This is a genomic window from Flavobacterium sp. W21_SRS_FM6, assembly GCF_052119645.1.
Lineage (GTDB): Bacteria > Pseudomonadota > Gammaproteobacteria > Enterobacterales > Alteromonadaceae > Paraglaciecola.
Genome location: NZ_JBGQOM010000014.1, coordinates 36,349 through 63,188 on the forward strand (window position 1 = coordinate 36,349; position 26,840 = coordinate 63,188).

A 26,840-nucleotide genomic window follows, 5' to 3' on the forward strand; every position below is an offset into this window, starting at 1 on the left:
CTAGTTCAGATTTTACCTTACCGCCATTGTTATAAATTTTGCGCATATTTGTAAAGGGCCGTGATGATAGCCAATTTTTTAGGGTTTTTAGCATGTTCAACGCTTAGGTGTTCTAACTCTTGAAAGTACTCTGGTAATTTAATCGAAGCGGCTGAATTTGGTTCCATCAAACGAGTTTTTCTGTATTGTTGCCAGCTTTCAATTTCTTTTTGGCTCAGAGTTTGGGGAAAGTTTCTGGCTCTGTAACGAAACAGCAACGTGCTTAATCTCGGATCTTCAAAGGGCAGCACTAAGTCAATTAACTGCTGCTCTGTGGCTTGATTAACTTGAGAGATAAGTTGCTTATCTGCTGAACTGAAAAAACCACCGCTGTACAGGGCATGTTCCGGATCCGATGACCTTTCACTATATTGCTCAGTAAATACGGCTTTTAGCTTCGCCACTATGTCTGTGTTGGATTTAATCCATTGTAAGTTTTCTAGACATTCTTTGCGATTGATGCCGAGCCGAGAAGCATTTTCTTCTGTTAGTGTTTTAGCTGGCGCGATAAAAGGGCATTTATTTAAATGTATCAATTTAAGGGGCAAGCGCTGCTCGTCCTGAGCCAACATACTGCTCGGCTGATATAGTTTTTGTCTAATTTCTTCAACGCTTAGGGTAGTCAATGGTCTGGGATCTAAGGCTAAATTAAGTACGATCACCGCATTTTTATTAGTAGGGTGAAGCGCTACCGGACTTATCCACGTACAACATCCCTGAGCCGCAGGCAATTTAGAAGATACATGAACGAGGGGCGTTAAATTTTCACAGTCAATTAGCGCTGCTACCTTGGTTTTACTGCGATTTTCAAAGGAAAATTGATAAAGCTTACTTTGTTTTTCCTTGATTAATTTAGCCAAGGCAATGGTGGCGTAAACATCCGACATCGCATCGTGCGCGGCCTTGTGCTCTAAACCGTTGGCTGAGCTTAACGCTTGCAGTTTAAAACTCGGTATTCCATCGTCGTTTAATGGCCATTCTATGCCTTCTGGCCGAAGTGCATAACAGGCTCTGGCTAAATCAATAATGTCCCATCGGCTATTACCATTTTGCCATTCGCGAGCATAGGGATCGTAAAAGTTACGGTATAGCGTGTAGCGAGTTACCTCATCATCAAACCGTAAACTGTTGTAACCCGCCACACAGGTATTAGCTTGGCTGAACTGCTCATAAATTTTCTGAATAAAACTGGCTTCACTGATCCCATCACGCAGGGTTAATTGAGGTGTTATCCCTGTAATTAAACAAGCCTGCGGTTGGGGGATGTAATCGTTGGGTATTTGACTGTATATCATCAAAGGTTTGTCGACAATATTAAGGTCTAAATCGGTTCTTACACCAGCAAATTGACATGGAAAGTCTTTTTGTGGACTGACTCCCCACGTTTCATAATCGTGCCAGTAAATTGTTGCTTGGTTCATGCCTAGCTTTTATCTCGTTTCGCAGTTTGCTAATAAATTTACAGGCTTGGATACTAAACTAAAGGCGAGGTTGGGTAAACGTCTTGGCAGATGAAGAGTAAAGCGATGTCGTTGTTTGTAAAAATGTAAGGGCAAAAACTTAATCTTTTCTTTGTAAAGCCACTATTTCCTCTTCCAGTTTTTTGCTCGGGAAAAAAATCATCTGTTTTTGTAAGATGGCGAATCGTTTGACGTCTTCCTTATTGACGCGGTGTATTTGGCTTAATAACGAATACCAATTGATATTTTGCGGGCTATTGTGTGATTCTGCTTGAGATATCAGTTGTTCTAACAGTAATTCTGCCTCTTCTAATTGACCGGTTTGAAAATAAGCGCGGGCTTTTAGATTTTCATATTCCTCAGGTAAACGTTGGGTTGCAGGGTCGAGTTCGTTTAAGGTTAATTGTCTTAATTGCTCAATGTAGGTTATTAATAACTCATACTGTTGGTAATCACGACATAAATGGATGGCTTTAACCAACATTTTAAATTGCTGATGCGGGCTAAGCATCTTATTAAAACTCAGGGCGGTTTGTATCGGCGTGATAACCTCGTAGGAGGATAAGCCTGCTAATCTGGCGCTTATGGCAACATTATACCAATAAAAGGCTTGTGCTTGGTTATCAAGCTCATTTACTTGAGGTTGGATGCTGAGTAAGTCGGCTCTTAACTGCTGTTTGTCGACCTTACTGATCCCGATTGAAATGAGGTCAAATAGGCGTTCATCTGTTAATGCATCTGTTGGGCTTATTTTCTTGAAAGTTTGGCTTTCTTGAACTTCACTTTTAAGGTCTGCACTCAAAAAGTAGACGACGGCAAAAAGAGTGATGGTGCTTAACAAACTAGACATTATCATTCCTGAGCTATAGTAGACGAATCAATGTTTTGTCACCCGCGCCGTATGTATAAGTTGTTGCAGTGAGGTATACCGTGTTTGCGACCAGACTTACCTTAACACCAGAGTGTTAAATTTACCCATAAAAATAGGTGGTATCAATGGAATCTTTAAATGTCAGTGATCACATGAATCTTCGTCCTGTCACTTTTAATAGCGAAATGACCGTAGCAGAAGCGGTTGAAAAACTGCTGCAGAGTCGTCAGACAGGCGGCCCTGTTATTGATGGGCAAAATAAAGTAATCGGTTTTTTATCTGAGCAAGACTGTTTAGTTCAGATGCTTGAGTCAAGTTATTATCGAGAACAGGTGGCCCATGTAAAGGATGTGATGCGAGTTGAAGTTATTGCGGTTAAGCCCTATTTGTCAGTTATCGAATTAGCTCAACGTATGTTAACTGAAAAACCGAAAGTGTATCCCATAGTGGACGATGATGGCTTTTTATTGGGTACCATTAATCGCTCCGCATTGCTAAATGCCATTGATTTACATTTACGTGATGGTTACAAAAACGCGGTTTAATCGCTGGTAATTTATAGGCGCTTCTTTTACGATCGACATTGTCGTTAACTAAGAGAAGCTCCATTGTCTGACCGCGCAAACATATCACCTGCTATTACTTCAAAGCTTATATATGCACAGATTAATCAGTGTTTATCGAAAGACCGTTTTAAATTTCGGCAACGAGTAAAACGCCTAGACAAGGCTGATTACGAAAAAACCAGTGAAAAACTGCAAAGCGTGTTGCTTGATATTGAACAATCACTATCGGTAGTGCAGCGTAAACAGCTGAATCGACCCAATATTGATTATCCCGATTTGCCCGTCAGCGAAAAAAAGCAAGAAATTGCTGAAGCGATTTCTGCTCATCAAGTGGTCATTGTGGCGGGTGAAACAGGGTCGGGTAAAACCACGCAAATTCCGAAAATATGCATGGAATTGGGTCGTGGTATACATGGTTTAATCGGCCATACCCAACCAAGACGACTTGCAGCCCGCACGGTGGCACAGCGTATTGCACAAGAGTTACAGAGTGAATTAGGCCAGCACGTCGGTTTTAAAATCCGTTTTTCAGACAATGTCAGTGAAACCAGCTATATCAAACTGATGACTGACGGGATTTTGTTGGCTGAAATTCAACAAGACAGGTTTTTAAATCAATATGACACCATCATTATCGACGAGGCACACGAGCGTAGCCTAAACATCGATTTTATTTTGGGCTACTTCAAACAACTGCTACCTAAGCGACCTGATTTAAAGCTTATTATTACTTCTGCTACTATTGATCCTCTGCGTTTTTCGAAACACTTTGATGATGCCCCCGTTATTCAAGTGAGTGGCCGTACCTTTCCGGTAGAAATGCGTTATCGTCCATTAGACAGTCAAGATAATGATCAAACCCAGGGAATTATTGATGCGGTTAACGAGCTGGCGACTGAAAAGCCCGGCGATATATTGGTTTTTTTAAGCGGTGAGCGTGAAATTCGCGACACTGCTGATGCCTTAAATAAAGAGCAATTTCGCCATACAGAAGTGGTTCCGCTGTATGCACGTTTAAGTGTGAGCGAACAGAATAAAGTATTTCAATCCCATTCTGGCCGTCGCATTGTACTGGCCACTAACGTGGCTGAAACATCATTGACTGTTCCGGGTATTAAGTATGTCATAGATCCAGGTTTTGCCCGTATATCCCGTTACAGCGCGCGCAGTAAAGTGCAGCGCTTACCTATCGAAGCTATTTCACAAGCATCGGCTAATCAAAGGGCAGGGCGATGTGGTCGTGTGTCTGATGGTATTTGTATTCGCTTATACAGTGAAGATGACTACACTGCTCGGGCAGACTTTACTGATCCGGAGATACTGCGCACTAATCTAGCCTCGGTAATTTTGCAAATGATGTCGCTGGGTTTAGGTAAAATTGATGATTTTCCTTTTGTCGAGGCCCCAGAGTCCCGCAACATTAATGATGGCTTTCAATTACTTGAAGAATTAGGTGCAGTAGCCTCTAAACACAGTCGCTTAGAACTCACTGCTATTGGTAAACAACTCGCACGTTTACCCGTGGATCCTCGGTATGCGCGTATGGTGGTAGAAGCGGCGCGGTTAAATTGTGTATCAGAGGTACTGATTATTGCTGCGGGCTTAAGTATTCAAGACCCCCGAGAGCGCCCACAAGATAAACGTCAAGCGGCTGACGAGATGCACAGCGATTATCGCAGTAAAGAGTCTGATTTTGTCGGGTTTTTGTTGTTATGGCAGGATTTTAAGCAACAGCAAAAAGACTTGAGTGCAAATCAATTACGTACTTGGTGCAAAAAGCACTTTATCAACTATCTACGTATGCGTGAATGGCAAGACATCGTTAGCCAACTGAAAAAGTCCGTCGCTGAATTGGGTTTTGGTATTAGCCATGCTGAGGCAGATTATCAGGCTATTCACCAAGCGTTGGCATCCGGTTTATTGTCTCATCTTGGCTTTAAAGACAAAGACCGCGAATATTTGGGCGCTAGAAACACTCGCTTTATGATTTTTCCGGGCTCTGGTTTGTCAAAAACGCAGCCTAAGTGGACGATGGTGGCGGAGCTCGTTGAAACCTCGAGTTTATTTGGCCGAGTGGCCGCTAAAATTGAGCCTGAATGGATTGAGCCTTTAGCCTCACATTTAAGTAAAACAGAATATTCAGAGCCTCATTGGTCAAAAAAACAAGGCGTAGTGCAGGCATTTGAAAAAGTCACCTTATTTGGTTTAGTTCTTGTAGCGCAAAGACGACGCACCTATAGCACCATTGATCCGGTGATCAGCAGAGAGATTTTCATTCGTGAAGCCTTAGTAAATCTAGATACCAAGTTAACCTTTGCTTTTTTACAACACAATCAAAAAATCGTTGCTGACATTGAAGCCTTAGAAGAAAAAAGTCGTCGCCGTGATTTATTAGTTGACGAAGACACTTTAATTGATTTTTATGCTGAAAGACTTCCCGAACATGTATGCAGTGATGCGAGTTTTAAAAAATGGTGGCAAAAACAGAGTGTAGTGGCGCCTGCGTTTTTAAATTTTGATCCTGAAGCCTTAATTAAAAAAGATGCCTCGCATATTGATGCCCACTCTTTTCCAGAAACCTATCGCCAAGGCAACTTACGATTGGTCCTGCAATATCATTTTGAGCCAACAGACATTGATGATGGCGTTAGTTTAATAGTGCCGCTGGCGCTATTGAACCAACTAGAAAATAAAGGCTTTGATTGGTTAATTCCTGGATTACGCCATGAGTTAATTGTGGCGCTGATTAAGGGCTTACCCAAGCGATTAAGACGAAATTTTGTGCCAGCTCCAAATTACGCAGATGCTTGTTTGGCTGATTTAAGCCCTATTGATAAAAAGGGGCAGTTTGTTCCGTTTTTGGAGGCATTATCTTTAAAATTAAAGAGAATGACAGGTATTGAAGTTAGTGATGAAGAGTGGCAAGTGGCGAGTTTACCCAAACATCTGCGCTTTAATTTTAAGGTACTAGATGAGCAAGGTAAGTTGCTGCGCCAAGGACGGGATTTGCACGAATTGCAACACAGCTTACAAGGTAAGGTTAAGCAGAGCTTACAAAAAGTCGCAACGCCTGATTTAGAGCAAAAAGGACTCAGTGAGTGGGCTTTTGATGTTTTACCCAAAGAATATATCAGCAAGAGTGCCGGTTACGAAATTAAAGCTTATCCCGCTTTAGTTAACGAAGGTAAAACCGTTGGAATAAAACTGTTTGAACAAGCTCATCTCGCTAAATCGTCACATAAAATAGGATTACGTCAACTGGTGGTACTCGCTATTCCATCACCCATTAAGTACTTGCAAGAAAAGCTACCCAATAAAGCTAAGCTGGGCTTGTATTTTAATCCATTTGGTCAAATTCAAACCTTAATTGACGACTGTATTAATGCCGGTGTTGATAAACTTATCGGCGATTTTAGCCAAAAGAACGCAACTGACATACGCAGTAAAAATGAATTTTTAGCGTGTTGTGACTATGTCCGCCAAGACATTAATGAATTGGTTTTGGCTATCGCCAACAAGGTTGAGGTAGGTTTGACTACCGCTCACGGTATCAATAAAAAAATGAAGGGCAATGTACCTTTAACTATGATCCATGCTCACAGCGATATTAAGCAACATTTGGACTCTTTGGTTTTTCCTCAATTTGTCAGTGTCATTGGCGTAGATAAGCTAGTGGATTGGCAGCGTTATATCGAGGGCATAAAGCGCCGGTTTGAAAAACTGCCTATCGATCCGATAAAAGATAAACTTCATCAACTTAATATCGAGAAAGTACAGGCTGAGTACTTAAAAAAATGTCAACAAATCCCTTTAGGAAAAGAGATACCCGCAGAGTTAGCAGAAGTGAGATGGCTAATTGAAGAGTTGCGAATTTCATTTTTTGCGCAGCAATTAGGAACGAATGTGCCTATTTCAACAAAACGTATCGCAAATCAGCTGGCAAGTATCTAATTTAAGTCGTTGACTTTATTTTACACTCACCCTATAAACAGGGGGTGCAATAATAAAACAGGAAGAGGTATCTGATGTTAGGTTATGACGATAAGCGCAATTTTTTTCGGATGATGATTAACTCGCCATGTGAAATAGTGGTAAGTGATGATGAGTCAACGCGGTCCCTACAAACAGTGTGTAAAGATATTAGTGCTACAGGGATGTCGTTTGAATTGGACGAAAGTTCTTTAGAAATAGGAACTTTTGTTAATGTACATATAGCCTCTACCAGCAGTCAGATCCCTTCTTTGTCTGCCAGTGCCAGAGTGGTACGGTGTGAAGCCAACGGTGAAAATTCTTGTGTTATAGGTGTTGAAATTATCGAGATGAAATAAGCTCAACACCTAAGGTTGAGGTCTTAAGTATTAAGGCCTCAAATGACTCGGCATACTAATCCTTTTAAATAAAATCCTTCTGGATAGGCAGAACCTACGGGGTGGTCAGCAGCTTGTCCTAAGCGCTCAATAAATTGCACTTCTCTTCCTGCGTCTAAGGCCGCATCTGCGACTACTTTTTGAAATAGTTCAAATGACAATAAGCCAGAACAACTAAAAGTACATAATATGCCACCGGGCTCCATAATTTGCATGGCTAACATATTAATATCTTTATACCCTCGACAGCCTCTGACTAAAGAATTTTTAGACTCTATGAACTTGGGTGGGTCGAGGATGATTTGTTCAAACTTTCGGCCCTCTTGTTTGTAGTCACGAAGGGCTTGAAATACATCGGCGTTGATAAAATCACACTTTGCCGTGTCAAGACCGTTTACTTCAACGTTGCGCTTAGCTGTTTCTAGGGCTAGGTCAGAGACGTCTAAATTGGTCACATGCTCTGCGCCTGAAGCGAGAGCATAACTGCCAAAAGTGCCAGTGTAACAAAAACAGTTAAGGACCTTTTTGTTGCGTGCGTATTTAGCGGCAATCGCACGGTTATCTCGTTGGTCGAGATAAAATCCAGTTTTGTGCCCTTGTTTTACGTTGACGATAATTTTGATACCGTTTTCTTCGATGATTACTTCGTCAGGAACCTCGCCGTGCAATACCTGCATTAACTCTGGCAACCCTTCTTTCTTACGCACAGATACATCACTACGTTCGTAAATAATCGCATCAGGAAACTCTTTTAATAGGGCCCAGACGATTTTGTCGCGGTGCTTTTCTGCTCCCGCAGATAAAAGCTGGCATACAAAGACATGGTTGTAGCGATCGATAGTGACACCGGGTAGACCGTCAGATTCGGCTGCAATAAGGCGATAGCCAGTCAGACCATGACGGGCGATAATATCCTCACGTCCCGCCTGAGCTCGGGCAATACGACGTTGGAAAAAACCATTATCAATCACTTCTTTTTGTTCGAAGGTCCAAATACGAATTTGAATTTGTGATTCTGGTGACCACGCACCGCGGCCCAACCAAGCACCCTCTGAACTAAACACATCAACAGTATCACCGGAATTTAAACGACCGACTTGTTTGTCGATGGCTCGGGTAAATATCCAAGGATGGCGACGCAATAAAGATTTTTCCCTTTCGGGCTGCAAAATAACACTAGAAGACATAAAGTAGAGCACTCTTAAATTTTCGTAAATTGTACCTAAGGTTTACAGCAAGCTACACACAATAAGGTAATTAAATGCGTTTTATTGATTTTAACAGTGCAGACGAGACGAATACGTTATTTATTAATGAAACCTCAGTGCCTGAGTTGGCACCAGGTCAAGTGCTAGTAAAAGTCGCGGCGTTTGGTATTAATCGTGCGGATATTTTGCAAAAAAAGGGCCAATACCCACCACCTGCAGGTGAAAGCCCCATCCTGGGTTTAGAGATGGCTGGTGAGATTGTCGAAATGCCGGCTGAACTCATGACTTCTTCATCGTTTAAAATCGGCGACAGAGTGTATGGTTTAGTGGCGGGCGGTGCTTATGCAGAGTATGTGGCGGTGGATGTGCAGCATTTATTAGCAACGCCAAGCTCGTTAACAGATGATGAAGCTGCAGGGGTCGCAGAATGTTTTTTAACTGCCTACCAAAGCATGTTTGTTGAATACAATTTAGCAAAAAAGAGCAGGGTGTTGATCCACGCGGGGGCCAGTGGCGTCGGCTTGGCGGCCACTCAGTTGGCTAAACAATGGGACTGCCATATTGCAGTAACCGCCTCTAGCAGCGAAAAATTACACGTGTGTCAAAGCAACGGGGCGGCTTTACTGATCAACTACAAACAACAAGACTTTGTTGAAGCACTAAAGGCCCATGATAAACGAGATTTAATTATCGATTTTATTGGCGCTGACTATGTTAACCGTAATTTGTCTGTTGCCAATCAGGATGCTTGCATTATCCAGTTAGCCATGTTGGGCGGGCGCTATGCAGAAAAAATTGATATGGCCCAATTGCTTGGTAAACGAGTTACCTTAAAAGGCTCAACGTTAAGGAGTCGGACAGGTGACTATAAAGCCCATTTAGTGGCTGAGTTTGCCAAGCAGTTTGGCGAGACATTGAGTAAGCAACTCATTAAGCCTAATATAGAGTTCTGTTATTCAGTGGATGAAATCAATACCGCTCATGCCCGCATGGAGAATAATCTCAACACCGGTAAATTAGTGGTCCACTGGTAAAAGATGATATGTATTACACGCAATTTTACCTTTATCAGTAAAACTGCGTGTTCTTATGTAGCACAGACCGTGTTTTTACCGGATGACTTGGCTTTATAAAGATGCTGATCAGCTTTTTCTAATAAATGTTGATGATCGTCGTGAATTTGTGGCAAACAGCTAGCGGCGCCAATACTGACTGTCACGACGGGGGCTGCATTAGACAGGTGATGGGGGATATTTAATTGTTGTACATTTTGCAATATACAACGCGCGACGTTGATGGCTCCTTCTAATTCAGTATTAGGCAAAATACATAAAAACTCTTCACCACCATAACGAGCCACCAAATCAAGAGGACGCTCTAAGCTTGTTTTAATGGCATTGGCCACCCGTTTAATACACTCATCACCATTAACATGGCCATAGTGATCGTTAAACTTTTTGAAGTTATCAATATCCACCATTAATAAAGAAATAGGCTTTTGAATGCGAATACTTGAGAGCCAATTTTCCACAAAACGCTCTTCTAGTAAAAGACGGTTACCAATACCAGTTAAACCATCTACCATAGCCAACGAGCGTAACTTGTCTGATTGACGTTTGAGTTCTATTTGGTTTTTGACCCGTGCTAACGCAATTTTACTATCGATTGGTTTATGCACATAGTCGACACCACCCGAGGTAAAACCTTGCACTTCGCCTAGGGCATCTTCTGAGGCCGTGATAAAAATGATTGGAATATGATGTAATCCCGGTGTTGCTTTAATTTGCTCACATAGTTCGTAACCATTAATGCTAGGCATCATCACATCTAACAAAATGACATCGGGCAACACTTTTTTACATAACTCAAGGGCGCAGCCTTCATCAGTAGTCATAAAGACTTCGTAGTCATGCTTGAATATCTCATTGAGTTGAACCATCGACGAACTTTGGTCATCTACCAACAAAATATGGGGTTTGGTTCGTTCCGCGCTTAACAATTCTAACAAAATAGCATCCTCATTTAGATCGTTGCTGTGTTAATTTAAGCCCTCAAAATCTGAGGAAATTGTTAGTCAAACATTATATTTGGTTTTACTTGCTCGCTTTACGACTAAAGAGCATCACAACAAATAACGGACTATAGCTATCATTTTATTGCAATTTGATTATTTCGCCATTTCTGGCCAACTAAATTTTATCTCCTATATCATTAATTTATAACGTGAAAATAAAAATCAGGGCAAACACGCCCATTAATTTACCCTAGATTAGCATGCTAGATAGAAACCTTTCATTAAATAGTTTTGAGCGAAAACGTAAAGCAAGTCTCTTGTTGCTCAATTTGTGTTCAAATCATGACATTTCACCGTTTACTGATGAAAAGAATGCGCATATTCAGTAAAAAAGTGCAATAGAACCTGCATGGTTTTTTCGATATCAGAAATTTCAATCGCTTCTGCGGGGTGATGACTAATACCTTTATCACAGCGCATAAATAACATGCCTACGGGACATATTTTAGCCATGGCCATAGTGTCATGCCCCGCTCCAGAGGTCAGTGTATAAGGCACTATGTGCGTGTCTGAAATCGCTTTTGCTAAGATAGATTGTAATTGTGCGTCGCACTGGACGGCACTGGCAGAGTGAGTTTGTACTACAGTGAGTTGCAACTGACGACGTGTTGCAATATCACTCAACTGGCTTGCAATGTCACTAAAGGCATCATCACGTTGTTGATCGTTTTCGCTGCGTATATCAATTGAAAACTCAGTTTTCCCTGAAATCACATTAGTCGCTCCCGATAAGCAACTTAATTTACCAACGGTGGCGACCACATCGAAATCTTTTGCACTACGCTCGATGGCCAGGATCATCTCAGCTGCACCGGCTAGGGCATCTTGACGCATAGTCATAGGCACGGTGCCGGCATGACCTGCCATACCCGTCACCACACATTTGAAGCGACGAGCTCCGGCAATGGCATTGACGATACCGACCGCAAGATCCTGTGCTTCTAATACAGGACCTTGCTCAATATGCACTTCTAAAAAGGCACTGATATCGTGACGTATGCTTTCATTCACACGATTGATATCAAGACCAAAATCTTGCATCGCCTGACTGAGCGATATACCGTCACTGTCGGTTAAATCAGCCCAATCTTCTTGCCATGTTCCAGCAATAGCGTGGCTGCCTAACAGTGTCGCGCCGAACCGCGTCCCTTCTTCATCACCAAAGCCTACAATTTGCAGAGTAAAGGGTAGGCTTTGCTGAGTATCGTATAAATACTGCAATACACTTAAAGGTAATAATACACCGAGTATTCCATCGTATTTGCCGCCGTTAGGCACCGTGTCTAAATGACTGCCAATCACTAAGGTTGGGGCATGTGGTGAGGCAGATTTTAATTCGCCCCACTGATTACCTGCCGCATCTTGCCAAACTCTCATTCCAGCTTGTTCCATCCACTTCGCGACCTGATGATTGGCTAATTGATGTTCTTTGCTTAGGTAACGCCTGTCCATGCACGTTGGATCTTGACTAAGTTCGGCCAACTCATCACACCGTTGATAAGTTAAAGCGGCGTAAGCGCTTAAATCATTCATAGATTGCTCGCTGCATAAACGGCCAACGCATTGTCTACACATTGACCAGCGGTCATGGTATGACCCGCCCGTCTAAGTAATGTTTCCATTGACTGTAGAGTGTGCAATACCGTGTCTTTTCGTGCGTTATAGCCCATGGTGCCAATACGCCAAATTTTACCGTGCAGAGGACCAAAACTGGTGCCGATTTCAATATTAAAATCATTAAGTAGCTGCATTCTTAGCTCGTCGCCGTGGATACCGGGTGGAATATAGACACCCACTACGTTGTGCATTTTATGTTTTAAATCTCCAAAAGGTTGAAGGTTTAAGCCTTTGACACCCGCTAACATAGCGTCGCCGTGAACCTTATGCCTATTGATTGAGTTCTCAATGCCTTCTTCAAGTAAGTTAAATGCACATTCACGGGCACAGTAAAGCATGGTTGTGGCTTCAGTATGGTGATTAAGGCGTTCCGGGCCCCAATAATCAAGGATCATAGATAAATCAAAGTAGTTTGAGCGAATACGGCTACCTGAGCCTGCTTCATGATGATCGGCTCTGATTCCTGCTTCAATGTGCTTACGCTGACGCACAAGGTCTACAAACCGTTCGCTCAACGTGATAGGAGCACTGCCACTTGGGCCACCTAAGCATTTTTGCAAACCTACCGACACTGCATCTAACTGCCACTTGTCTGTTTCAAAAGGGTTACCGCCGATAGATGCAGTGGCGTCAGAATAAAACAAAACACCATACCGTTGACAGATTTCCCCCAGATGTTCTAGCGGCTGTAGCATCGTGGTAGAGGTGTCACCTTGCACAATAGCCAATAACTTTGGTTTCACTTTTTTGATGGCATCTTCAATTTGCTCGGGTAAAAATACTTGGCCCCACTCAATTTCAATGCAGTGTACTTCTGCACCAGCTCGCTCGGCGATTTCTTTTAACAGATGCCCAAAACGGCCGAAAATTGGCACTAAAACTTTGTCGCCTGGCTCAATACATGACACCAATACCGCTTCAATGCCTGCTCGCGATGTGCCGTCTATCAGTAAGGTCGCCTGATTTTCTGTTTTAAATACCTGACGATAAAGACCCATCACTTCATTCATATAACCCGTCATCACTGGATCGTATTGACCGATTAACTGGGTCGACATGGCACTTAATACACGGGGATAACAATTGATCGGGCCAGGGCCCATTAACAAACGGGGAGGGGGATTAAGTCGATTCATGACGAGGCTCCTAAATAAAAGACTGGATTAACATACGGGCGCCAGTGATAAGTAACACCACGGCAAATATTTTTTTAAGCAGGTTTGCATCCATAATCGACGCTAACTTGGCGCCTAATGGCGCAAAAAGAACGGTAAGCGGTACGATGCAAATAAAGCCAACAAGATTGACTAAGCCATAAGTACCGACAGGCGCATCAACAGGAGTTTGACCCAGTATCAACATGGTAAGCGCTGCAGGAAGGGAGATAATTAAGCCAATGGCTGCTGCAGTGCCCACTGCTTTGTGAGCTGGGTAATTACAGGCCGTTAAAATGGGTACAGACAAAGTGCCGCCACCAATACCTACCATGGAGCTAAAAAAACCGATACAAGAGGCCATAATACTCTGGCCAGCCTTGCCAGGTAATTGCTCAACAATGGCTGACTTACCGGTACGAAACAACATATTCAAGGCTGATAAACTGGCTACAATGCCAAACAATGAACTTAACCACTGCCCACCGATAAAGGTGACCACGCTACTGCCAACGAGCACCCCTAACAGAATAAATAGGCCCCAAGCTTTTAATAAGTCAAAGTCTACATTGCCTTTGGCCATATGGGCTTTAATCGAACTGATTGAGGTGGGAATGATGGTGGCTAAAGACGTGGCGGTAGCGATAAGCATGGCACTTTGTGGCGATACACCAAAGCGCTGAAACAAAAAATACAACACGGGCACGATAACGATACCGCCGCCCACACCTAACAAACCTGCTAATAGGCCAGCAAAGACACCTGTGGTCGCTAAAGCAAGTACGGTTGGGAGATTTTCTAACAAAAAATTCATCTTTATTCCTATTTATATCAGAGGGGCGAAGGCTTTGCCGTCACTACGAGGATCGGTGGCTGCGGTGAGTAAATTGGGCCCTAGTACAATGGCACCCGCGTGCCCCATAAGTTCATTGCAAGGGGCAACAATAGCGACATCGTGGCCTCTGTCGATAAGTTGCTCAATAATCTTAGCTGGTAAGTCTTCTTCGACTTTCAGGTTGTGGCTGTTATCGCCCCATGTGCGGCCCAATAACCAGCGGGCTTCTGAAATAGCATGACTCAGTGGTTTATTTTGATACATGTAGCGAGCAAATAAAGCGGCTTGAGTTTGCGGTTGTCCTTCTCCGCCCATGGTGCCGTAGACCATTCGGCGACCATCAAGACACTCTGCAAAAGCAGGATTTAAGGTATGAAAGGGCTTTAAACCTGGTGCTAAGGCATTGAGATGTTGGGGATCTAGACTAAAAGAGGTTCCGCGGTTATTCCATACAATCCCCGTTTTGGGTGAAACAATGCCGCTACCAAACTCCCAGTAAATGCTTTGAATATAACTGACCATGCGTCCTTGCTCATCACATGCACCCATCCAAATCGTGTCACCCTGTTTGGCTTCATGTGGCCAATTTAACGCCTTGTCTAAGCTGATGTTAGTGATGGCTTTGTTGAGTTCATCTTCCGTTAAGAAAGCTTCGAGCGGACGAGCGAGGCGCGAAGCGTCGGTCAAATACTGATTTCTGACGATAAAGGCCTGTTTAGTGCACTCAATTAATAAGTGGACAAAGTCGCTGTCACTTTTTGCCTGATCTTTGACCTTGTCAAATAAGGCTAATATCAGCAGTGATGCAATACCTTGTGTCGGTGCAGGTAAATTAAAGAGCTTGGCCACCGAGGTACTAACCGTTAATGGTTCGACTTTCTTTACCGCATAATCTTTAAAATCACTGAGTTCAATTGGCGAACCTGCATCGGCTAAGTCTTGTGCGAGATCCTTAGCAATTTCACCATGGTAAAAATCCATGAGTCCGTTTTCTGCCAGACGGCTGAGGGTGTTGGCAATTAACGGTAACTTAACTATTTTGCCTTTTTTAAGAGATTTCCCTTTAATTAAAAATTGATCAAAGTGCTCAAATTCCGATAGGGCCTCAAAGGTTTTTTCACTGGCATCTTGTAAACTCTGAGTGACTTCTACGCCCCATTGCGCCTGGCCAATAGCGGGTGCAAGTAATTCGGCTAAGGGAATTGCGGTTTGCCAATCTTGACTTAACTCTAAGGCTTTATGCCAGCCAGCGACTGCTCCTGCCATGCTTAAGGCTGCTAGTCCGCCACGGGCCGGTATGGCCGTATGGCCTTTATAAAAATCAAAGGTAGCCCCTTTGGCAGCTGTACCGCTGGCATCAATGCCAATAGGGTCTTTACCTGGCTCACTGATTAGCCAAAATCCATCACCCCCCATACTATTCATGTGAGGGTAAACCACGGCAATCGAAGCGGCGGCAGCGACCATGGCTTCAACAGCGGTGCCTCCTTGTTCCAAAATTTTCTGCCCAACTTGGCTTGCTGCATAGTGCGGGGCTGTAAAGGCAACGGATTTATTATTCATATTATTGATTCCAATACTGTGTGTGCAAAATCGATTAAAAATTGGTCGTGGTACTTTGCGCCGATAAGCGACACGCCCACGGGCGCGTCATTTTTTCCACTTAGGGGAAGTTGTAATTGTGGTAAGCCTCCAAGCCCCGCTATACAGGTCATCGACAATAACGTATTGCGGTAATGCGCAAGTTCATCGTCATTCATGGTTAGCAAGGGGGCGCTGCCCGGTGTAGTCGGTATCAATAAGCAGTCTGCTTGTTCAAATAAAGGCTTTAACTTGAGATTAAATTGTTGTTGGATTTTTAAAGCCTCCAACTGCTGTGCTGGAGTTATGGTACTGCACCATGCAAAACGATTGGCTATATCAGGGGCGAATGTAGGTTGGCACGTTGTTATCCATTCCCCGTGAGTTGACCAAATTTCAGCACCCTGTAAGATCCTAAACGCTTCAGCGCCTTGCTGTAAATCAGCAGGAGTCAATATGGATGAAAGGTCAAGCACGTCTATTTTTTCGAGCTTCTGTAAGGTTACAAGTAACTGCGCAAGTTCTGCATGTTGACTACTCTGTGCGTTAATGCTCGCGGAATAAGCCACTTTAATGGGTTTGTTAATGGAAACTGCCGGTAAGTCTGCTAGTAGCACCTTAGCTACTGCGTTTAGGGTATGAATATCCCGTGTCATCCAACCCACTGTATCGAAGCTAGGCGCTAATCCCACTAGATGCTCCGTTGACACAACGCCATGACTGGGACGCAATCCATACAAACCATTATAACTAGCGGGGACACGGATTGAGCCGCCTGTATCCGTACCTAAACCAATATCTGCACTGCCTTGAGCGACAGCAATAGCCGAACCACTACTTGAACCACCAGGTAAGCGCTCGGCGTTCCGGGGATTAAGTGGCGTGCCAAAATGTATATTTTGACCATTTAAACTGTAGGCCAGTTCATCGGTGATGGTTTTCCCTACAATGCTAGCACCTGCATTTTGCAAAGCACTCACAACCGGTGACGTAAAGTGTGGAATAGGGTGGGTGTTAGCCCAATCAGGATTACCTGCTGTGGTGGGGTAACTTGCAATATCAAATAAGTCTTTTACCGCCACGCGAAATTGCTTTAAGGAAGAACCATTACCAGCTAAAGCGGGTGAGAACTCGATAATATAGGGGGAGTCAGTGCTGTGGTGTTGCATGGTCTATCGTTTTAAGGGCAAGAAGATATGCTTATGAAACAACTGTTTCATTATCGAGTCAAGTGAAACAAATGGTTTCAACAAAAATATATTTGGAGGGGCTGAATAGATTAGCGCCACCAACATTCAGCTCTCTGTTTATCCTGTTAACAAAGTTGAAGTGATTAACTATCAACTACGAAAACATAAATAGTGACCGTTAATCATTCTAATTCATCCAGAAGCCTAAAACGGTCAGAGATACTTGCTACCCGTTTTTGCCCTTGACTGGCTAATTTTGTTAGCACTTTATTGCTTATAATCGCAATAAGACTCATGGGCGCGGCATAACTATCTAAGGCTTGTTCTTGACCAAGCTGACAAATAAATAAGTAATCAGTATTGGCTTTATAAATTTGTCCTGAGGGGTCAGCAAATAGCGCCACTTTATGCTGACTTACGTGCTGGAGCATCTCAGCAAAAATTTTAGGTCGGCGTCTGAACCCAAATACAATAATGAGTTCGTCGGGCTCGAGATCCTGTAAATCTTCGCTTAGGGTTTGACCAGGGTAGGGCAAAACCCTAATTTGAGTTTTAATCTGTTGTAATTGCTGACGAAAATGCAAGGCTACCGGATAGCTATTCCGAAAACCGATCAAGGTGATACGTTTGGCTTGAATTATATCATCGATAAAATGGCTTAACTGCTGATTATCAATATTTTCAAAAGTTTGTTTTAAGCGAGTGAGTTCGGCTTTGTAACCCGTTACATCAGAAGAATGCGTACTGATTGGATAACCCGCAGCCCGTAATTCATTCATTTCCTGTTTCACATCAAAATGCGACTCATACCCTAACTGCCTAAAAAAACGGCTCACCGTTGCTTTGGATGTTTGCGTGATGGTTGCTAGTTCTGCAACGGTGCAGTTAATTACGTCCTGTGAATGATGCATCAAATGATCGGCAAGTTTTCGACCATTGGGCGACAGCTCGCTATACAGTCTTTCTATTCTTTGAGTAAATGGCATTGGAGATGGAGGCAAAATAGTCATGACCCTAAGTAAAGTTAAAAGAAGGATAAAATGCTTTTGCTATGACTACAATGCCTATGATTAAGCAGGCCAACTATTCTTTCATCACTGGCGATGGTAATATTTGCCAAAAATGTATCGTTGTTATTAGCCATGAAATTTAAGCGTGTTGTTGTATTAACCGGAGCAGGGATCTCTGCTGAATCGGGTATAAAAACGTTTAGAGATAGCAATGGCTTATGGGAAAACCATGCGATCGAAGATGTGGCTACTCCTGAAGGTTTTGCGCGAAATCCTCAACTTGTTTACGACTTTTATAACGCTAGGCGAAAACAGTTGTTAAGTCCTGACGTTACACCCAATAAGGCTCATATAGCCCTTGCAAACGTAGCGTCGAGATTTGCTGAGCGTTTTGTTTTAATTACGCAGAACGTTGATAATTTGCATGAACGGGCAGGTAATACTGATGTTCTGCATATGCATGGTGAATTACAACGAGCCCGATGTGTACGAAGTGGAAAAACAATCACTACTACAGGTGATATTGATGGACACCATCACTGTACGTGTTGTCACCCCTCACAGGCTCTGCGCCCTGATATCGTGTGGTTTGGAGAGACTCCACAGTACATGAGTCAAATAGAAGCAGCCTTATGCCAATGTGATATATTTGTTTCTATTGGCACTTCAGGTAATGTTTATCCCGCTGCAGGCTTTGTAGAGCTTGCTAAGAATCACGGTGCACATACTGTGGAGCTTAATTTAGAACCGAGTGCGGGTAAAAATAACTTTGCAGAGCACCACTATGGACTGGCAAGTGTTATAGTGCCGCAATTTTTTAATGCAAGTATGAAATAGAGTAGCCAAGATGTTTGATGCTTTTTCACAATACTGGTTAGAGTTTTTGACTATTGCGAGTGTGCATATATTGGCAGTTGCTAGTCCTGGTCCCGATTTTGCGATTGTCCTAAAACATAGCATTAGTTATGGGCGAAGAGTGGCGATTTACACCAGTATAGGTATTGGTTTAGCTATCATGTTACACGTGGCATATTCACTGTTGGGCATTGGTTTGTTAATACAAAATACCCCGGGGGTATTTTCGTTGCTTAGTTATGCAGCCGCTGCGTATCTTTTATACATCGGCTGGGGCGCGATAAGGAGTAAGGCGCCACAAAATACCAATGAGCTAAATACTCAACAAAGTACTCAAACCATGTCAGATAAGAAAGCCTTTTGGGTAGGCTTTTTAACTAATGGTTTAAATCCTAAGGCAACCTTGTTTTTCTTATCTGTTTTTGCGGTTGCTGTGTCTGCCCAAACCCCTAATCACATAAAGTTGGTCTATGGCCTTTATTTATCAGTGGCCACTGGCGTATGGTTTTGTGGCTTATCGTATTTACTTAGCTCAAGCAAAGTCAGGGGGTTTTTGAGCGCTAAAGGTTATTGGTTTGATCGAATTATGGGTGCCGTACTTATTTTACTGGCAGCTAAACTGGCTTTTACAGCCTAATACATAATAAAGCTTCAGTTTAAAAAGGTAATGATGTGAATCAACATGAATACGACAATGTAGGCGGTAATATTGAAAATAGCCTGCAAGGTCTAACCAAGCTCAATATGCCAGTGTTAGCCAAAGAAGCATGGAATTTGAGTCAAACGCGAAAAGGCAGTTTACTGCAAGGCTCTCTCCTTATTTTTGGTTTGGTTTTACTGTGCATTGCGGTGTTAGAACACCTTTTTGAGGTGCAAGATTGGGCTGTTGCCCCACCTAATGCGCAACTTGCTTTACAAATTGTCGTTACTATCATTACCGCACCTTTAGTCGCGGCCATGTTTATGACAGGTATATCTCATAGTGTTGGTGAAAGACCGGCTTTTTCGGTGGTTCTCAAACGAATTATTAATTCAGCCTTAGTGATTTTTTTAGCCATGCTAGTCTTGGTTATTGTTTACTTAGGCTCAGCATTATTTATTTTGCCCGGGATTTATCTTGGCTTTGCTACGGGCTTTTCCATGATGTTATATGTAGAGAAGCAGCTTTCACCTGGCCAAGCTATTTTGCAGTCTATTCGTATTTTTAATCGCTATTGGACTCAGTTAAGTTTGTTTTACGTGGGCGCTTTTGTGCTGTTTATCGTCGGTTTATTCACCTTTGGTATTGCTTATATCTGGATTATTCCATTTTATTTCAATATGAAGGGGGTCCTCTACCGTGAGTTATTTGGTATCAAAGTTAAAATACAAGATGCTAGCTTAACTAAAGAGAAATCGGTGGATTCTATTTTTCATGCCTAACATCAAAAAACATAAGAAAAACAAGCCGCATAATAAGCTGGGTATGCGGTTTTTTTTGTTAATTATTTTTATAGTGCTAGGTATTACTGCCATTTTGTTTAAAACACAAGTTGAACCAACTGATGTGTCGAATGACATCGTTAGCATGGAACACATGGAAGTCCCCCCCTTAGAAAATAGCTATAAACCGGTACCTAATTTTTCTGAAATTGAAGATATTGTCGAAAAAAAGAAGCAATTTTTTGCTTACCTGTTACCGGAAATAAGACGGCAAAACACTATCGTACTGCGTGAGCGAGAAATTGTGATGTCACTGTCTAACCAGTTTGCTCAATCGCCTACTTTAAGTCCTCGTCATCGGCTTGTATTAGATAAACTAGCGGCCAAATATCAATTAGAGGATGAGGAGTCAACGCCTGCTTTATTGCGAGAATTAGTGAAACGGGTCGATATTATTCCTCCCGCTTTAATTTTAGTGCAGGCGGCCAATGAATCTGCATGGGGCACTTCACGGTTTGCCCAAAATGGTTATAATTTTTTTGGCTTGTGGTGTTTTAGAAAAGGTTGTGGTTTTGTGCCTACTCTCAGAGACGATGATGAAGCCCACGAAGTGGCAAAGTTTCGCAGTTTGTCTCATGCGGTTATGACTTACATTCGTAATCTGAATAGACATTATGCCTATGCTGAATTGCGTGATATTAGAGCAAATTTAAGAGTTAAAAATCGTCCCATTACCGCAGAGGCCCTAGCGAAAGGCCTGCACAGTTATTCAATTCGAGGTCAAGATTATATTGACGAGATTTTGAGTATGATCCGAGTTAACCGTAAATACATGAAGTTGTCAGTATGAAAAAATTAGTTTTAACCTTCGCTCTATTAAGTCAAGCGTGTTTTGCTGAGCATATAGAGGTGGAATATTCTCGCTTTTATAGCCATTTAAAAAAAATAGACAAAGAAGAATTGAACGCTTTGCAGTTCTCTTTTGGCTTTAAAAAAGTTCAAGAAGAGTGGTTATGTGATATCGATAACGCCATTATCGTTACGCAGAAACAAACTATTCCTTTAGTTATTAGTAAAGACAAAAGATTCACCTTACCCACTGAAAAGGCCTTAAAATTGGCTGATGCCTATATATCAGTTGATATAAAACAACCGGCAAACCAATGCGACATGTCAGTGCAATTAGAGACTAAAACAGAATATTTAAAAGTAGAATATTCGCAAGCAGAGTTAAAAATGTTATCTGATCAGTACGCGACTTTTTTTAGTGATATGGGCAGTTTTTTATCGTTTATGATGCCCGGTACTGAAGGATTACGATTTAGCTTCGAGGATACGCCCGGCATAGAAAACAATGTAAAGGGCTTAGCTCTTAAAAATAAAGAAATTGACCTGCACAATGACACAATTGAACATGCTACGGATGGTTTAAAACTAAATATTAAACCCCTCAGAATCAATGCATTAATGTCAAAGTAATTGGTTTTACCGCCAGTTTCTGATGTTTTAAAATGTGTAACAGGCAAATAGTGGGTTTATTTGCCTGCATTATACGCCACAAGAGCGTTGACTAATTACTTAATCTAAGTTGATATTTAATTTGGTCAGCAATGCGTTTTACACTGTTTCGACCTTCTTCGATTAGTTCTTCTGCTCGGTAAAATTCCATCATACCAAAGTCTCGCAATTGCGGCTCAATCAGAATGTCTGGAGGATCGCCGGCAAGTCGAGAACGGGTGACTCTGCCTTGCAGTATGTCTAAGGAGCCTGACATCGCATTCAAAATCGACGGGGTGGGCAATGCACTAGTAGTCGGATTACTTTGATCACTGGGCACCTCAGCGTTGGCTTGTTCAAGAATGTCAATTTCACCTTCGACCTTGAGATCTTGTTGTTGTTCTTCACCTAAATATTCACTTCCTTCTGCATCTGGTTTACTGCCTTTTTTAAACCAATTTTGAATTTGTGCTTGACTGCGTTTAAAAAAATCAGAGGTTTTTTGTTGATTTTTTTCATGTTCATGCTGGTTTTGCAATAAGGATTGTGGCCGAAAATCTGCGCTTAGATTGATGGCAAACACGATGTCTGCGCCGAGTAAACGACATAAATTGACGGGTACGGGATTCACCACACCACCATCCACCAGCCAGCGATTGTCGATGCAAACCGGTGGAAACAAACCAGGAATGGCGCATGATGCTCTTACCGCTTGAATAACAGACCCTTGAGTGAAGTCGACTTCGCGACCGCTATACAAATCCGTCGCTACAGCCGCAAAGGGTTTGTGTAGTTTATCAAAGGTGTCAAAGGCAAAATTATCTTCTAAGGCTTTAAAAACCTTTAAGCCACTTACCAGTCCACCTCGATAAAACCCCACCCCCATCAACGCGAATACTTGCCACTCAGTCAAACTTTTTACCCATTCAGCTAAGGGCGCTAATTTTCCTGAGGCGTAAGCTGCACCTACATAAGAGCCAATTGAGCAGCCCGTTACGATATCTATTTCAATACCAAGCTCTTCTAAAGCTTGAATAACACCAATGTGAGCCCAACCACGAGAGGCACCGCTACCTAGCGCTAACCCAATTTTCATGCCTTTTCTCCTTGATTCCCACACTTACAAATTTATAATTTTTACGCTCGATTCTTCCTGCTCGTCTACCAATAGCCTCGGGTTAAAAGTAGGAGGGTCAAAAGCAAGATCGCCGTTTTCATAGGGCGTGGCTTGTGTCGCCAGTTCAGCAAAGTTAAACAGCTTAGTATCGGCTAAATGGGAGGGCGTTACATTCTGCAAAGCTTTAAACATCGATTCTATGCGACCTGGAAAGCGTTTATCCCAATCATTTAACATGCCTTTGATTGCCACTCGTTGCAAGTTGTCTTGTGAACCACACAAATTACATGGAATGATAGGAAACTCCAGAATACTCGAATAGCGCGCAATGTCTTTTTCGGCGCAATAGGCTAAAGGGCGGATGACCATTTGTTTACCATCATCACTGACAAGTTTGGGCGGCATGGCTTTTAACTGTCCACCGTGAAACATATTTAAGAATAACGTTTCTAATATATCGTCACGGTGATGACCTAATGCAATTTTAGTGGCACCTAATTCTGTCGCAGTACGATACAAGATCCCCCGCCGTAAACGAGAGCATAAAGAACAGGTGGTTTTTCCCTCAGGTATTTTATCTAGCACGATAGAGTAGGTGTCTTCTTCGACTATTTTATAGTCGACGCCCAGTTCAGATAAGTAACGGGGTAAGACGTGCTCTGGAAAACCCGGTTGTTTTTGATCTAAATTAACCGCGACGATAGTAAATTTGAGAGGCGCGACGCGTTGCATGTATAGCAATACATCAAGCATGGTATAGCTGTCTTTACCACCTGACAAACACACCATAACCTTGTCACCATCTTCAATCATATTGAAATCGGCAATGGCTTGGCCGGTAAATCGGCGTATTCTTTTTTGAAGTTTGTTAAAACTGTATTTCTTTTTGGAATCTAATGCTGAAATCTGGCTCATTGGCTCGTCTTTAAATGCTGTTATTGCTTGAAACGCTAAACTCGATGGGCAATTATAACGGAAAATACAGCAATAAAAATCAGTGATTTTGTGCCTTGACAATCGAGGGGCTAAAATTATTCGATTTAAGGCATTAAAAAAGTTGCAATTGGACTCTATGGAATTAGCGATAAACATCAAAGACTTAAATTTTAGTTGGCAAAAACAGAGTATGTTTAAGTTACATATTAGTCGTTGGCAGGTAGAAAAAGCACAGCACCTATTTTTGTATGGTAATTCAGGTAGTGGCAAGTCTACTTTATTGAATCTTTTAAGTGCTGTGGTGAGCGGATATTCCGGTTCGATTGAAATCTTAGGGCAAGACCTAAACAGCTTATCGGCAGCTAAAAGAGACCAATTTAGAGCGAATAACGTGGGTATGATATTTCAGCAATTTAATTTATTACCATATTTAAGCGGCTTGCAAAATATTCAGTTAGGTCAGTATTTTTCTTCGAGCAACTCAGACAGTAAACAACAATTACTCGAACAATTGACCGATAAACTTCAGTTGAGTGGATCATTGCTCGCGCAAGCGGCCAGTGAAATGAGTGTAGGACAGCAGCAACGAGTGGCGGTTGTTAGGGCCTTGATCAATCAACCTCAACTTATTATTGCAGACGAGCCAACCTCAGCATTAGACAGCGAATTACGTGATCACTTTATTCAACTATTGCTTGAATGTGCGCAAAAAAGTACGGTCATTTTTGTCAGTCATGATAAGAGCCTCGCCAATCATTTTTCTCAGCAAGTGAATTTTGCTGACCTTCTAGCTCAATAGGGCGACCATATTTATGTTGTTTAACCTTAGTATAGCGAGTTTATTTTCACGTAAGCCTATGGTTTTTTTGACTTGTTTTTCTATTGCAATCAGCATGTTAGTGTTAGCCAGTGTTGCGCATATCGAAACGCAGGTGCGACAAAACTTCGAGCGGTCAGTATCCGGTGTAGACTTAATTGTTGGCAGCCGAACCAGTCAATTAAACTTATTGTTATTTTCAATCTTTCGCTTGGGGAATCCCAGCAATAATATGGCATGGCAAAGTTTTGCTGAGTTAGCCTCTAACAAACAAGTTTCGTGGGCAGTGCCTATTGTGCTGGGTGATTCGCACCAAGGTTATGCTGTGGTTGGTACCACCCTAGATTATTTCGAGCACGTCAAATTTGCTCAACAAGATAAATTAAGCTTACAAGAGGGTAAGCTGTTTATGCACAATGAGCAACTTGTATTAGGTGCGACTGTGGCTCGAGATTTAGGCTATCAACTTCAAGATGAGATAGTGCTGTCACATGGCGCGGGCAAAGTCAGTTTTAGCCAGCATAAAAATCATCCCTTTACTATCGTCGGGATATTAAATGCCACAGGCACACCTATGGATCGCGCTATTTACATGCCAATTGAAGCAGTGGATAGTTTGCATGGTAGTGGCAGCAGTAAGCAAGATTCTCACGCACATGGGCACGAATATGATGGCGTTCAAGAACATCATAACCATGCTGAGCATCCACAGGCAATTAGTGCTGCATTAGTAGGTGTCAACAGTAAAATCGCTTTGCTTAGTCTACAAAGGATTGTCAGCCAGAACAAAACAGAGCCTCTAACCGCGATTTTACCAAATGTGGCTTTACATGAACTTTGGCAAATGATGTCTGTGGTTGAATTGAGTTTAAAGGTAATCGCAGTTTTGGTTTTGTTTGCTTCTTTAATCGGAATGACAACCATGTTGTTGGCCTCAATGCGTGAGCGCCAGCGTGAATTGTCGGTTCTTAGAGCGCTTGGCGCGAGGCCTTGGGTGTTAATATGGTTGGTAGAAGTCGAAGCATTATTGATTACCTTATTAGGGTGCATTTTAGGTTATGTCTTTCTGAGTTTAGGTTTAACGTGTCTGCAGCCTGTCTTGCTTCATCACTATGCTTTTAACATTGCTCGTTTTCCTGAACCTCTAACATTTCTTGGCTTTACCGGCCTTGCCTTGGGTTTAGCAGGTATGTTGGCCTTAATACCTGCATTGCTCAGCTATAAAAAGAGTTTGTCAGGCGGCCTGCGGTTTCCATAATGGTACAGGGTGTTTTCTTTGTTTGAATCAAATCCGAATAGGGGAAACAAACCCTTCAGGTTTAATCGCCAATACGTCACAGTTTAATTTATCAATAACATGTTCTGCGGTGTTGCCTATCAATGCTGCAGATATACCTTGCCTACCTACCGTGCCAAGCACCACAAGCTCTGCGTCAAGTTGTTCTGCGCAATGAGGAATAACGTATTCAGGTAGGCCCTCATCAATATGGCACTGTGCTGGCGAAATATGATGTTGCTGCGCATGGTTTTGCATGGCGTCAATATGATGTTGACGGATGGTCTGATTATATTGGGTAGGATCAAATTCAGGTATTTCAATGACGATGTTGGTAGGTGTACCCGGATAGGCGTTGACCAGATGCAGTTCAGAACCTAATAATTTAGTGAAGTGTAAGGCGTGTTTGGTGATTTGTTGGTTGAGGGATTGGTGCTCTTCAATATCTGATCCTAAATTTAACGCTGCGATAATTTTGCCGCCCATAGGCCAATCATGTTCTTTAACCAGAAGCACGGGTACAGGCGCTTTGCGCATAATATGCCAATCTGTTGGCGTAAAGATGACCGACTCTAGTAAGCTATGTTGTTGAGTGCCTTTTACGATCAGGTCATACCCTTTTTCAATCACTTCGTAGATAATGCTTTCGTATGGCCGATTGTGCCATACGACTTTTATATCAATTTTATGATCAGTCTCGCTAAACGCTTCTTTAATGACATTCGTCAACCATTCTGTTCTATCGTCAACCACGGCCTGACGCATATTCTCTCTTTCATCCATGGATAACATGGTGGTCATTTCATAGGAAAAATCGTAAATGTTAAGAAATGCAGTAACACTGGCGCCCGTTTTTTCCGATATTTCAAGGGCTCTAGATAAGGATTTCTGCTGTTCTGTATTGCTATCAATAACCGCTAGAATCTTTTTAAAGTTCATACCCATTAC

At 42.4% G+C, this 26,840-nt stretch carries 24 protein-coding genes; 11 read left to right on the forward strand and 13 right to left on the reverse strand.

The genetic code is table 11. The features are described 5' to 3' along the window. Window positions 1–29: 29 nt before the first annotated feature. Window positions 30–1,460 carry an exodeoxyribonuclease I gene (sbcB, locus tag ACEN2L_RS18685; RefSeq protein WP_441745638.1) on the reverse strand — a complete coding sequence of 477 codons (1,431 nt, stop codon included), beginning with the start codon at window positions 1,458–1,460 and terminating at the stop codon, window positions 30–32. 139 nt (window positions 1,461–1,599) lie between these two features. Then, entirely contained in the window at window positions 1,600–2,349 is a 750-nt protein-coding gene (locus ACEN2L_RS18690; protein ID WP_441745639.1) for a hypothetical protein, read from the reverse strand. Window positions 2,350–2,495: 146 nt separating this feature from the next. Between ACEN2L_RS18690 and ACEN2L_RS18695 the strand changes: the two genes are divergently transcribed. From ACEN2L_RS18695 to ACEN2L_RS18705, 3 genes are all read left to right on the forward strand, one after another. Then, window positions 2,496–2,915, forward strand: a complete 420-nt coding sequence (locus ACEN2L_RS18695) for a CBS domain-containing protein (protein ID WP_306020528.1) — start codon at window positions 2,496–2,498, stop codon at window positions 2,913–2,915. A 63-nt stretch (window positions 2,916–2,978) separates the two neighbouring features. Continuing rightward, window positions 2,979–6,887 carry an ATP-dependent RNA helicase HrpA gene (gene hrpA / locus ACEN2L_RS18700; protein WP_441745641.1) on the forward strand — a complete coding sequence of 1,303 codons (3,909 nt, stop codon included), beginning with the start codon at window positions 2,979–2,981 and terminating at the stop codon, window positions 6,885–6,887. A 74-nt stretch (window positions 6,888–6,961) separates the two neighbouring features. Beyond that, the gene (locus ACEN2L_RS18705) at window positions 6,962–7,264 is read left to right on the forward strand and encodes a PilZ domain-containing protein (RefSeq protein ID WP_306020531.1); all 303 of its coding nucleotides are present in this window, start codon (window positions 6,962–6,964) and stop codon (window positions 7,262–7,264) included. Window positions 7,265–7,302: 38 nt separating this feature from the next. Here the strand turns inward: ACEN2L_RS18705 and ACEN2L_RS18710 are convergent, their stop codons facing one another. After that, the gene (locus ACEN2L_RS18710) at window positions 7,303–8,490 is read right to left on the reverse strand and encodes a class I SAM-dependent rRNA methyltransferase (protein WP_441745643.1); all 1,188 of its coding nucleotides are present in this window, start codon (window positions 8,488–8,490) and stop codon (window positions 7,303–7,305) included. Window positions 8,491–8,564: 74 nt separating this feature from the next. Here ACEN2L_RS18710 and ACEN2L_RS18715 point away from each other — a divergent pair, with 74 nt between their 5' ends. Then, entirely contained in the window at window positions 8,565–9,545 is a 981-nt protein-coding gene (locus tag ACEN2L_RS18715; RefSeq protein ID WP_441745645.1) for an NAD(P)H-quinone oxidoreductase, read from the forward strand. A gap of 53 nt (window positions 9,546–9,598) precedes the next feature. Here ACEN2L_RS18715 and ACEN2L_RS18720 read toward each other — a convergent pair whose 3' ends face one another. From ACEN2L_RS18720 to ACEN2L_RS18750, 7 genes are all read right to left on the reverse strand, one after another. Then, the gene (locus tag ACEN2L_RS18720; RefSeq protein ID WP_306020534.1) at window positions 9,599–10,519 is read right to left on the reverse strand and encodes a GGDEF domain-containing response regulator; all 921 of its coding nucleotides are present in this window, start codon (window positions 10,517–10,519) and stop codon (window positions 9,599–9,601) included. A 363-nt stretch (window positions 10,520–10,882) separates the two neighbouring features. Further along, complete coding sequence (locus ACEN2L_RS18725; protein WP_441745648.1) at window positions 10,883–12,118, reverse strand: allantoate amidohydrolase; 1,236 nt, start codon at window positions 12,116–12,118, stop codon at window positions 10,883–10,885. After that, on the reverse strand, window positions 12,115–13,338 hold the full coding sequence (locus ACEN2L_RS18730) for a pyridoxal-phosphate-dependent aminotransferase family protein (RefSeq protein ID WP_306020536.1): 1,224 nt from the start codon (window positions 13,336–13,338) through the stop codon (window positions 12,115–12,117). The genes ACEN2L_RS18725 and ACEN2L_RS18730 overlap by 4 nt, the downstream gene beginning before the upstream one ends. Window positions 13,339–13,348: 10 nt before the next feature. Next, the gene (locus tag ACEN2L_RS18735) at window positions 13,349–14,170 is read right to left on the reverse strand and encodes a sulfite exporter TauE/SafE family protein (protein ID WP_306020537.1); all 822 of its coding nucleotides are present in this window, start codon (window positions 14,168–14,170) and stop codon (window positions 13,349–13,351) included. A gap of 12 nt (window positions 14,171–14,182) precedes the next feature. Then, window positions 14,183–15,754 carry a gamma-glutamyltransferase family protein gene (locus ACEN2L_RS18740; protein ID WP_441745651.1) on the reverse strand — a complete coding sequence of 524 codons (1,572 nt, stop codon included), beginning with the start codon at window positions 15,752–15,754 and terminating at the stop codon, window positions 14,183–14,185. Next, window positions 15,751–16,941: an amidase gene (locus ACEN2L_RS18745; protein WP_441745652.1), complete on the reverse strand. Its 1,191-nt coding sequence runs from the start codon at window positions 16,939–16,941 to the stop codon at window positions 15,751–15,753. Before ACEN2L_RS18745 ends, ACEN2L_RS18740 begins: the two co-directional genes overlap by 4 nt. Window positions 16,942–17,144: 203 nt before the next feature. Continuing rightward, a complete protein-coding gene (locus tag ACEN2L_RS18750; RefSeq protein ID WP_441745654.1) occupies window positions 17,145–17,963 on the reverse strand; it encodes a MurR/RpiR family transcriptional regulator in 819 nt (272 codons plus the stop codon). A gap of 102 nt (window positions 17,964–18,065) precedes the next feature. Here ACEN2L_RS18750 and cobB point away from each other — a divergent pair, with 102 nt between their 5' ends. The 5 genes from cobB to ACEN2L_RS18775 are packed head-to-tail and all read left to right on the forward strand — an operon-like array spanning window position 18,066 to window position 21,728. Continuing rightward, complete coding sequence (gene cobB, locus ACEN2L_RS18755) at window positions 18,066–18,809, forward strand: Sir2 family NAD+-dependent deacetylase (RefSeq protein ID WP_441745656.1); 744 nt, start codon at window positions 18,066–18,068, stop codon at window positions 18,807–18,809. Between the two features lie 10 nt (window positions 18,810–18,819). Beyond that, window positions 18,820–19,464, forward strand: a complete 645-nt coding sequence (locus tag ACEN2L_RS18760; RefSeq protein ID WP_306020543.1) for a LysE family translocator — start codon at window positions 18,820–18,822, stop codon at window positions 19,462–19,464. A 35-nt stretch (window positions 19,465–19,499) separates the two neighbouring features. Next, on the forward strand, window positions 19,500–20,249 hold the full coding sequence (locus tag ACEN2L_RS18765; protein ID WP_306020544.1) for a hypothetical protein: 750 nt from the start codon (window positions 19,500–19,502) through the stop codon (window positions 20,247–20,249). Further along, window positions 20,242–21,099: a glucosaminidase domain-containing protein gene (locus ACEN2L_RS18770; RefSeq protein ID WP_306020546.1), complete on the forward strand. Its 858-nt coding sequence runs from the start codon at window positions 20,242–20,244 to the stop codon at window positions 21,097–21,099. Before ACEN2L_RS18765 ends, ACEN2L_RS18770 begins: the two co-directional genes overlap by 8 nt. After that, window positions 21,096–21,728 carry a DUF2987 domain-containing protein gene (locus tag ACEN2L_RS18775; protein ID WP_441745659.1) on the forward strand — a complete coding sequence of 211 codons (633 nt, stop codon included), beginning with the start codon at window positions 21,096–21,098 and terminating at the stop codon, window positions 21,726–21,728. The genes ACEN2L_RS18770 and ACEN2L_RS18775 overlap by 4 nt, the downstream gene beginning before the upstream one ends. 91 nt (window positions 21,729–21,819) lie before the next feature. Here ACEN2L_RS18775 and ACEN2L_RS18780 read toward each other — a convergent pair whose 3' ends face one another. Together ACEN2L_RS18780 and ttcA are read right to left on the reverse strand one after the other, a co-directional pair. Next, entirely contained in the window at window positions 21,820–22,842 is a 1,023-nt protein-coding gene (locus ACEN2L_RS18780) for a patatin-like phospholipase family protein (protein WP_441745660.1), read from the reverse strand. Window positions 22,843–22,866: 24 nt separating this feature from the next. Continuing rightward, the gene (gene ttcA, locus ACEN2L_RS18785) at window positions 22,867–23,778 is read right to left on the reverse strand and encodes a tRNA 2-thiocytidine(32) synthetase TtcA (protein WP_441745661.1); all 912 of its coding nucleotides are present in this window, start codon (window positions 23,776–23,778) and stop codon (window positions 22,867–22,869) included. A gap of 157 nt (window positions 23,779–23,935) precedes the next feature. Between ttcA and ACEN2L_RS18790 the strand changes: the two genes are divergently transcribed. Together ACEN2L_RS18790 and ACEN2L_RS18795 are read left to right on the forward strand one after the other, a co-directional pair. Beyond that, a complete protein-coding gene (locus ACEN2L_RS18790; protein ID WP_441745663.1) occupies window positions 23,936–24,598 on the forward strand; it encodes an ABC transporter ATP-binding protein in 663 nt (220 codons plus the stop codon). Between the two features lie 13 nt (window positions 24,599–24,611). Then, a complete protein-coding gene (locus ACEN2L_RS18795) occupies window positions 24,612–25,874 on the forward strand; it encodes an ABC transporter permease (protein WP_441745665.1) in 1,263 nt (420 codons plus the stop codon). A gap of 27 nt (window positions 25,875–25,901) precedes the next feature. Here ACEN2L_RS18795 and uspE read toward each other — a convergent pair whose 3' ends face one another. Beyond that, a complete protein-coding gene (gene uspE / locus ACEN2L_RS18800) occupies window positions 25,902–26,831 on the reverse strand; it encodes a universal stress protein UspE (RefSeq protein ID WP_441745667.1) in 930 nt (309 codons plus the stop codon). Between the last annotated feature and the right edge of the window lie 9 nt (window positions 26,832–26,840).

Excerpts from the sequence above, each read along its gene's own strand:
- ACEN2L_RS18695 (WP_306020528.1), top strand. The coding sequence starts at position 2,496 with ATGGAATCTTTAAATGTCAGTGATCACATGAATCTTCGTCCTGTCACT.
- ACEN2L_RS18790 (WP_441745663.1), top strand. The coding sequence starts at position 23,936 with ATGGAATTAGCGATAAACATCAAAGACTTAAATTTTAGTTGGCAAAAA.
- ACEN2L_RS18690 (WP_441745639.1), bottom strand. The coding sequence starts at position 2,349 with ATGTCTAGTTTGTTAAGCACCATCACTCTTTTTGCCGTCGTCTACTTT.
- sbcB (WP_441745638.1), bottom strand. The coding sequence starts at position 1,460 with ATGAACCAAGCAACAATTTACTGGCACGATTATGAAACGTGGGGAGTC.
- ACEN2L_RS18735 (WP_306020537.1), bottom strand. The coding sequence starts at position 14,170 with ATGAATTTTTTGTTAGAAAATCTCCCAACCGTACTTGCTTTAGCGACC.
- ACEN2L_RS18745 (WP_441745652.1), bottom strand. The coding sequence starts at position 16,941 with ATGCAACACCACAGCACTGACTCCCCCTATATTATCGAGTTCTCACCC.
- ttcA (WP_441745661.1), bottom strand. The coding sequence starts at position 23,778 with ATGAGCCAGATTTCAGCATTAGATTCCAAAAAGAAATACAGTTTTAAC.
- ACEN2L_RS18780 (WP_441745660.1), bottom strand. The coding sequence starts at position 22,842 with ATGAAAATTGGGTTAGCGCTAGGTAGCGGTGCCTCTCGTGGTTGGGCT.
- ACEN2L_RS18775 (WP_441745659.1), top strand. The coding sequence starts at position 21,096 with ATGAAAAAATTAGTTTTAACCTTCGCTCTATTAAGTCAAGCGTGTTTT.
- uspE (WP_441745667.1), bottom strand. The coding sequence starts at position 26,831 with ATGAACTTTAAAAAGATTCTAGCGGTTATTGATAGCAATACAGAACAG.
- ACEN2L_RS18770 (WP_306020546.1), top strand. The coding sequence starts at position 20,242 with ATGCCTAACATCAAAAAACATAAGAAAAACAAGCCGCATAATAAGCTG.
- cobB (WP_441745656.1), top strand. The coding sequence starts at position 18,066 with ATGGTAATATTTGCCAAAAATGTATCGTTGTTATTAGCCATGAAATTT.
- ACEN2L_RS18710 (WP_441745643.1), bottom strand. The coding sequence starts at position 8,490 with ATGTCTTCTAGTGTTATTTTGCAGCCCGAAAGGGAAAAATCTTTATTG.
- ACEN2L_RS18705 (WP_306020531.1), top strand. The coding sequence starts at position 6,962 with ATGTTAGGTTATGACGATAAGCGCAATTTTTTTCGGATGATGATTAAC.
- ACEN2L_RS18740 (WP_441745651.1), bottom strand. The coding sequence starts at position 15,754 with ATGAATAATAAATCCGTTGCCTTTACAGCCCCGCACTATGCAGCAAGC.
- ACEN2L_RS18715 (WP_441745645.1), top strand. The coding sequence starts at position 8,565 with ATGCGTTTTATTGATTTTAACAGTGCAGACGAGACGAATACGTTATTT.
- ACEN2L_RS18760 (WP_306020543.1), top strand. The coding sequence starts at position 18,820 with ATGTTTGATGCTTTTTCACAATACTGGTTAGAGTTTTTGACTATTGCG.
- ACEN2L_RS18730 (WP_306020536.1), bottom strand. The coding sequence starts at position 13,338 with ATGAATCGACTTAATCCCCCTCCCCGTTTGTTAATGGGCCCTGGCCCG.
- ACEN2L_RS18725 (WP_441745648.1), bottom strand. The coding sequence starts at position 12,118 with ATGAATGATTTAAGCGCTTACGCCGCTTTAACTTATCAACGGTGTGAT.
- ACEN2L_RS18795 (WP_441745665.1), top strand. The coding sequence starts at position 24,612 with ATGTTGTTTAACCTTAGTATAGCGAGTTTATTTTCACGTAAGCCTATG.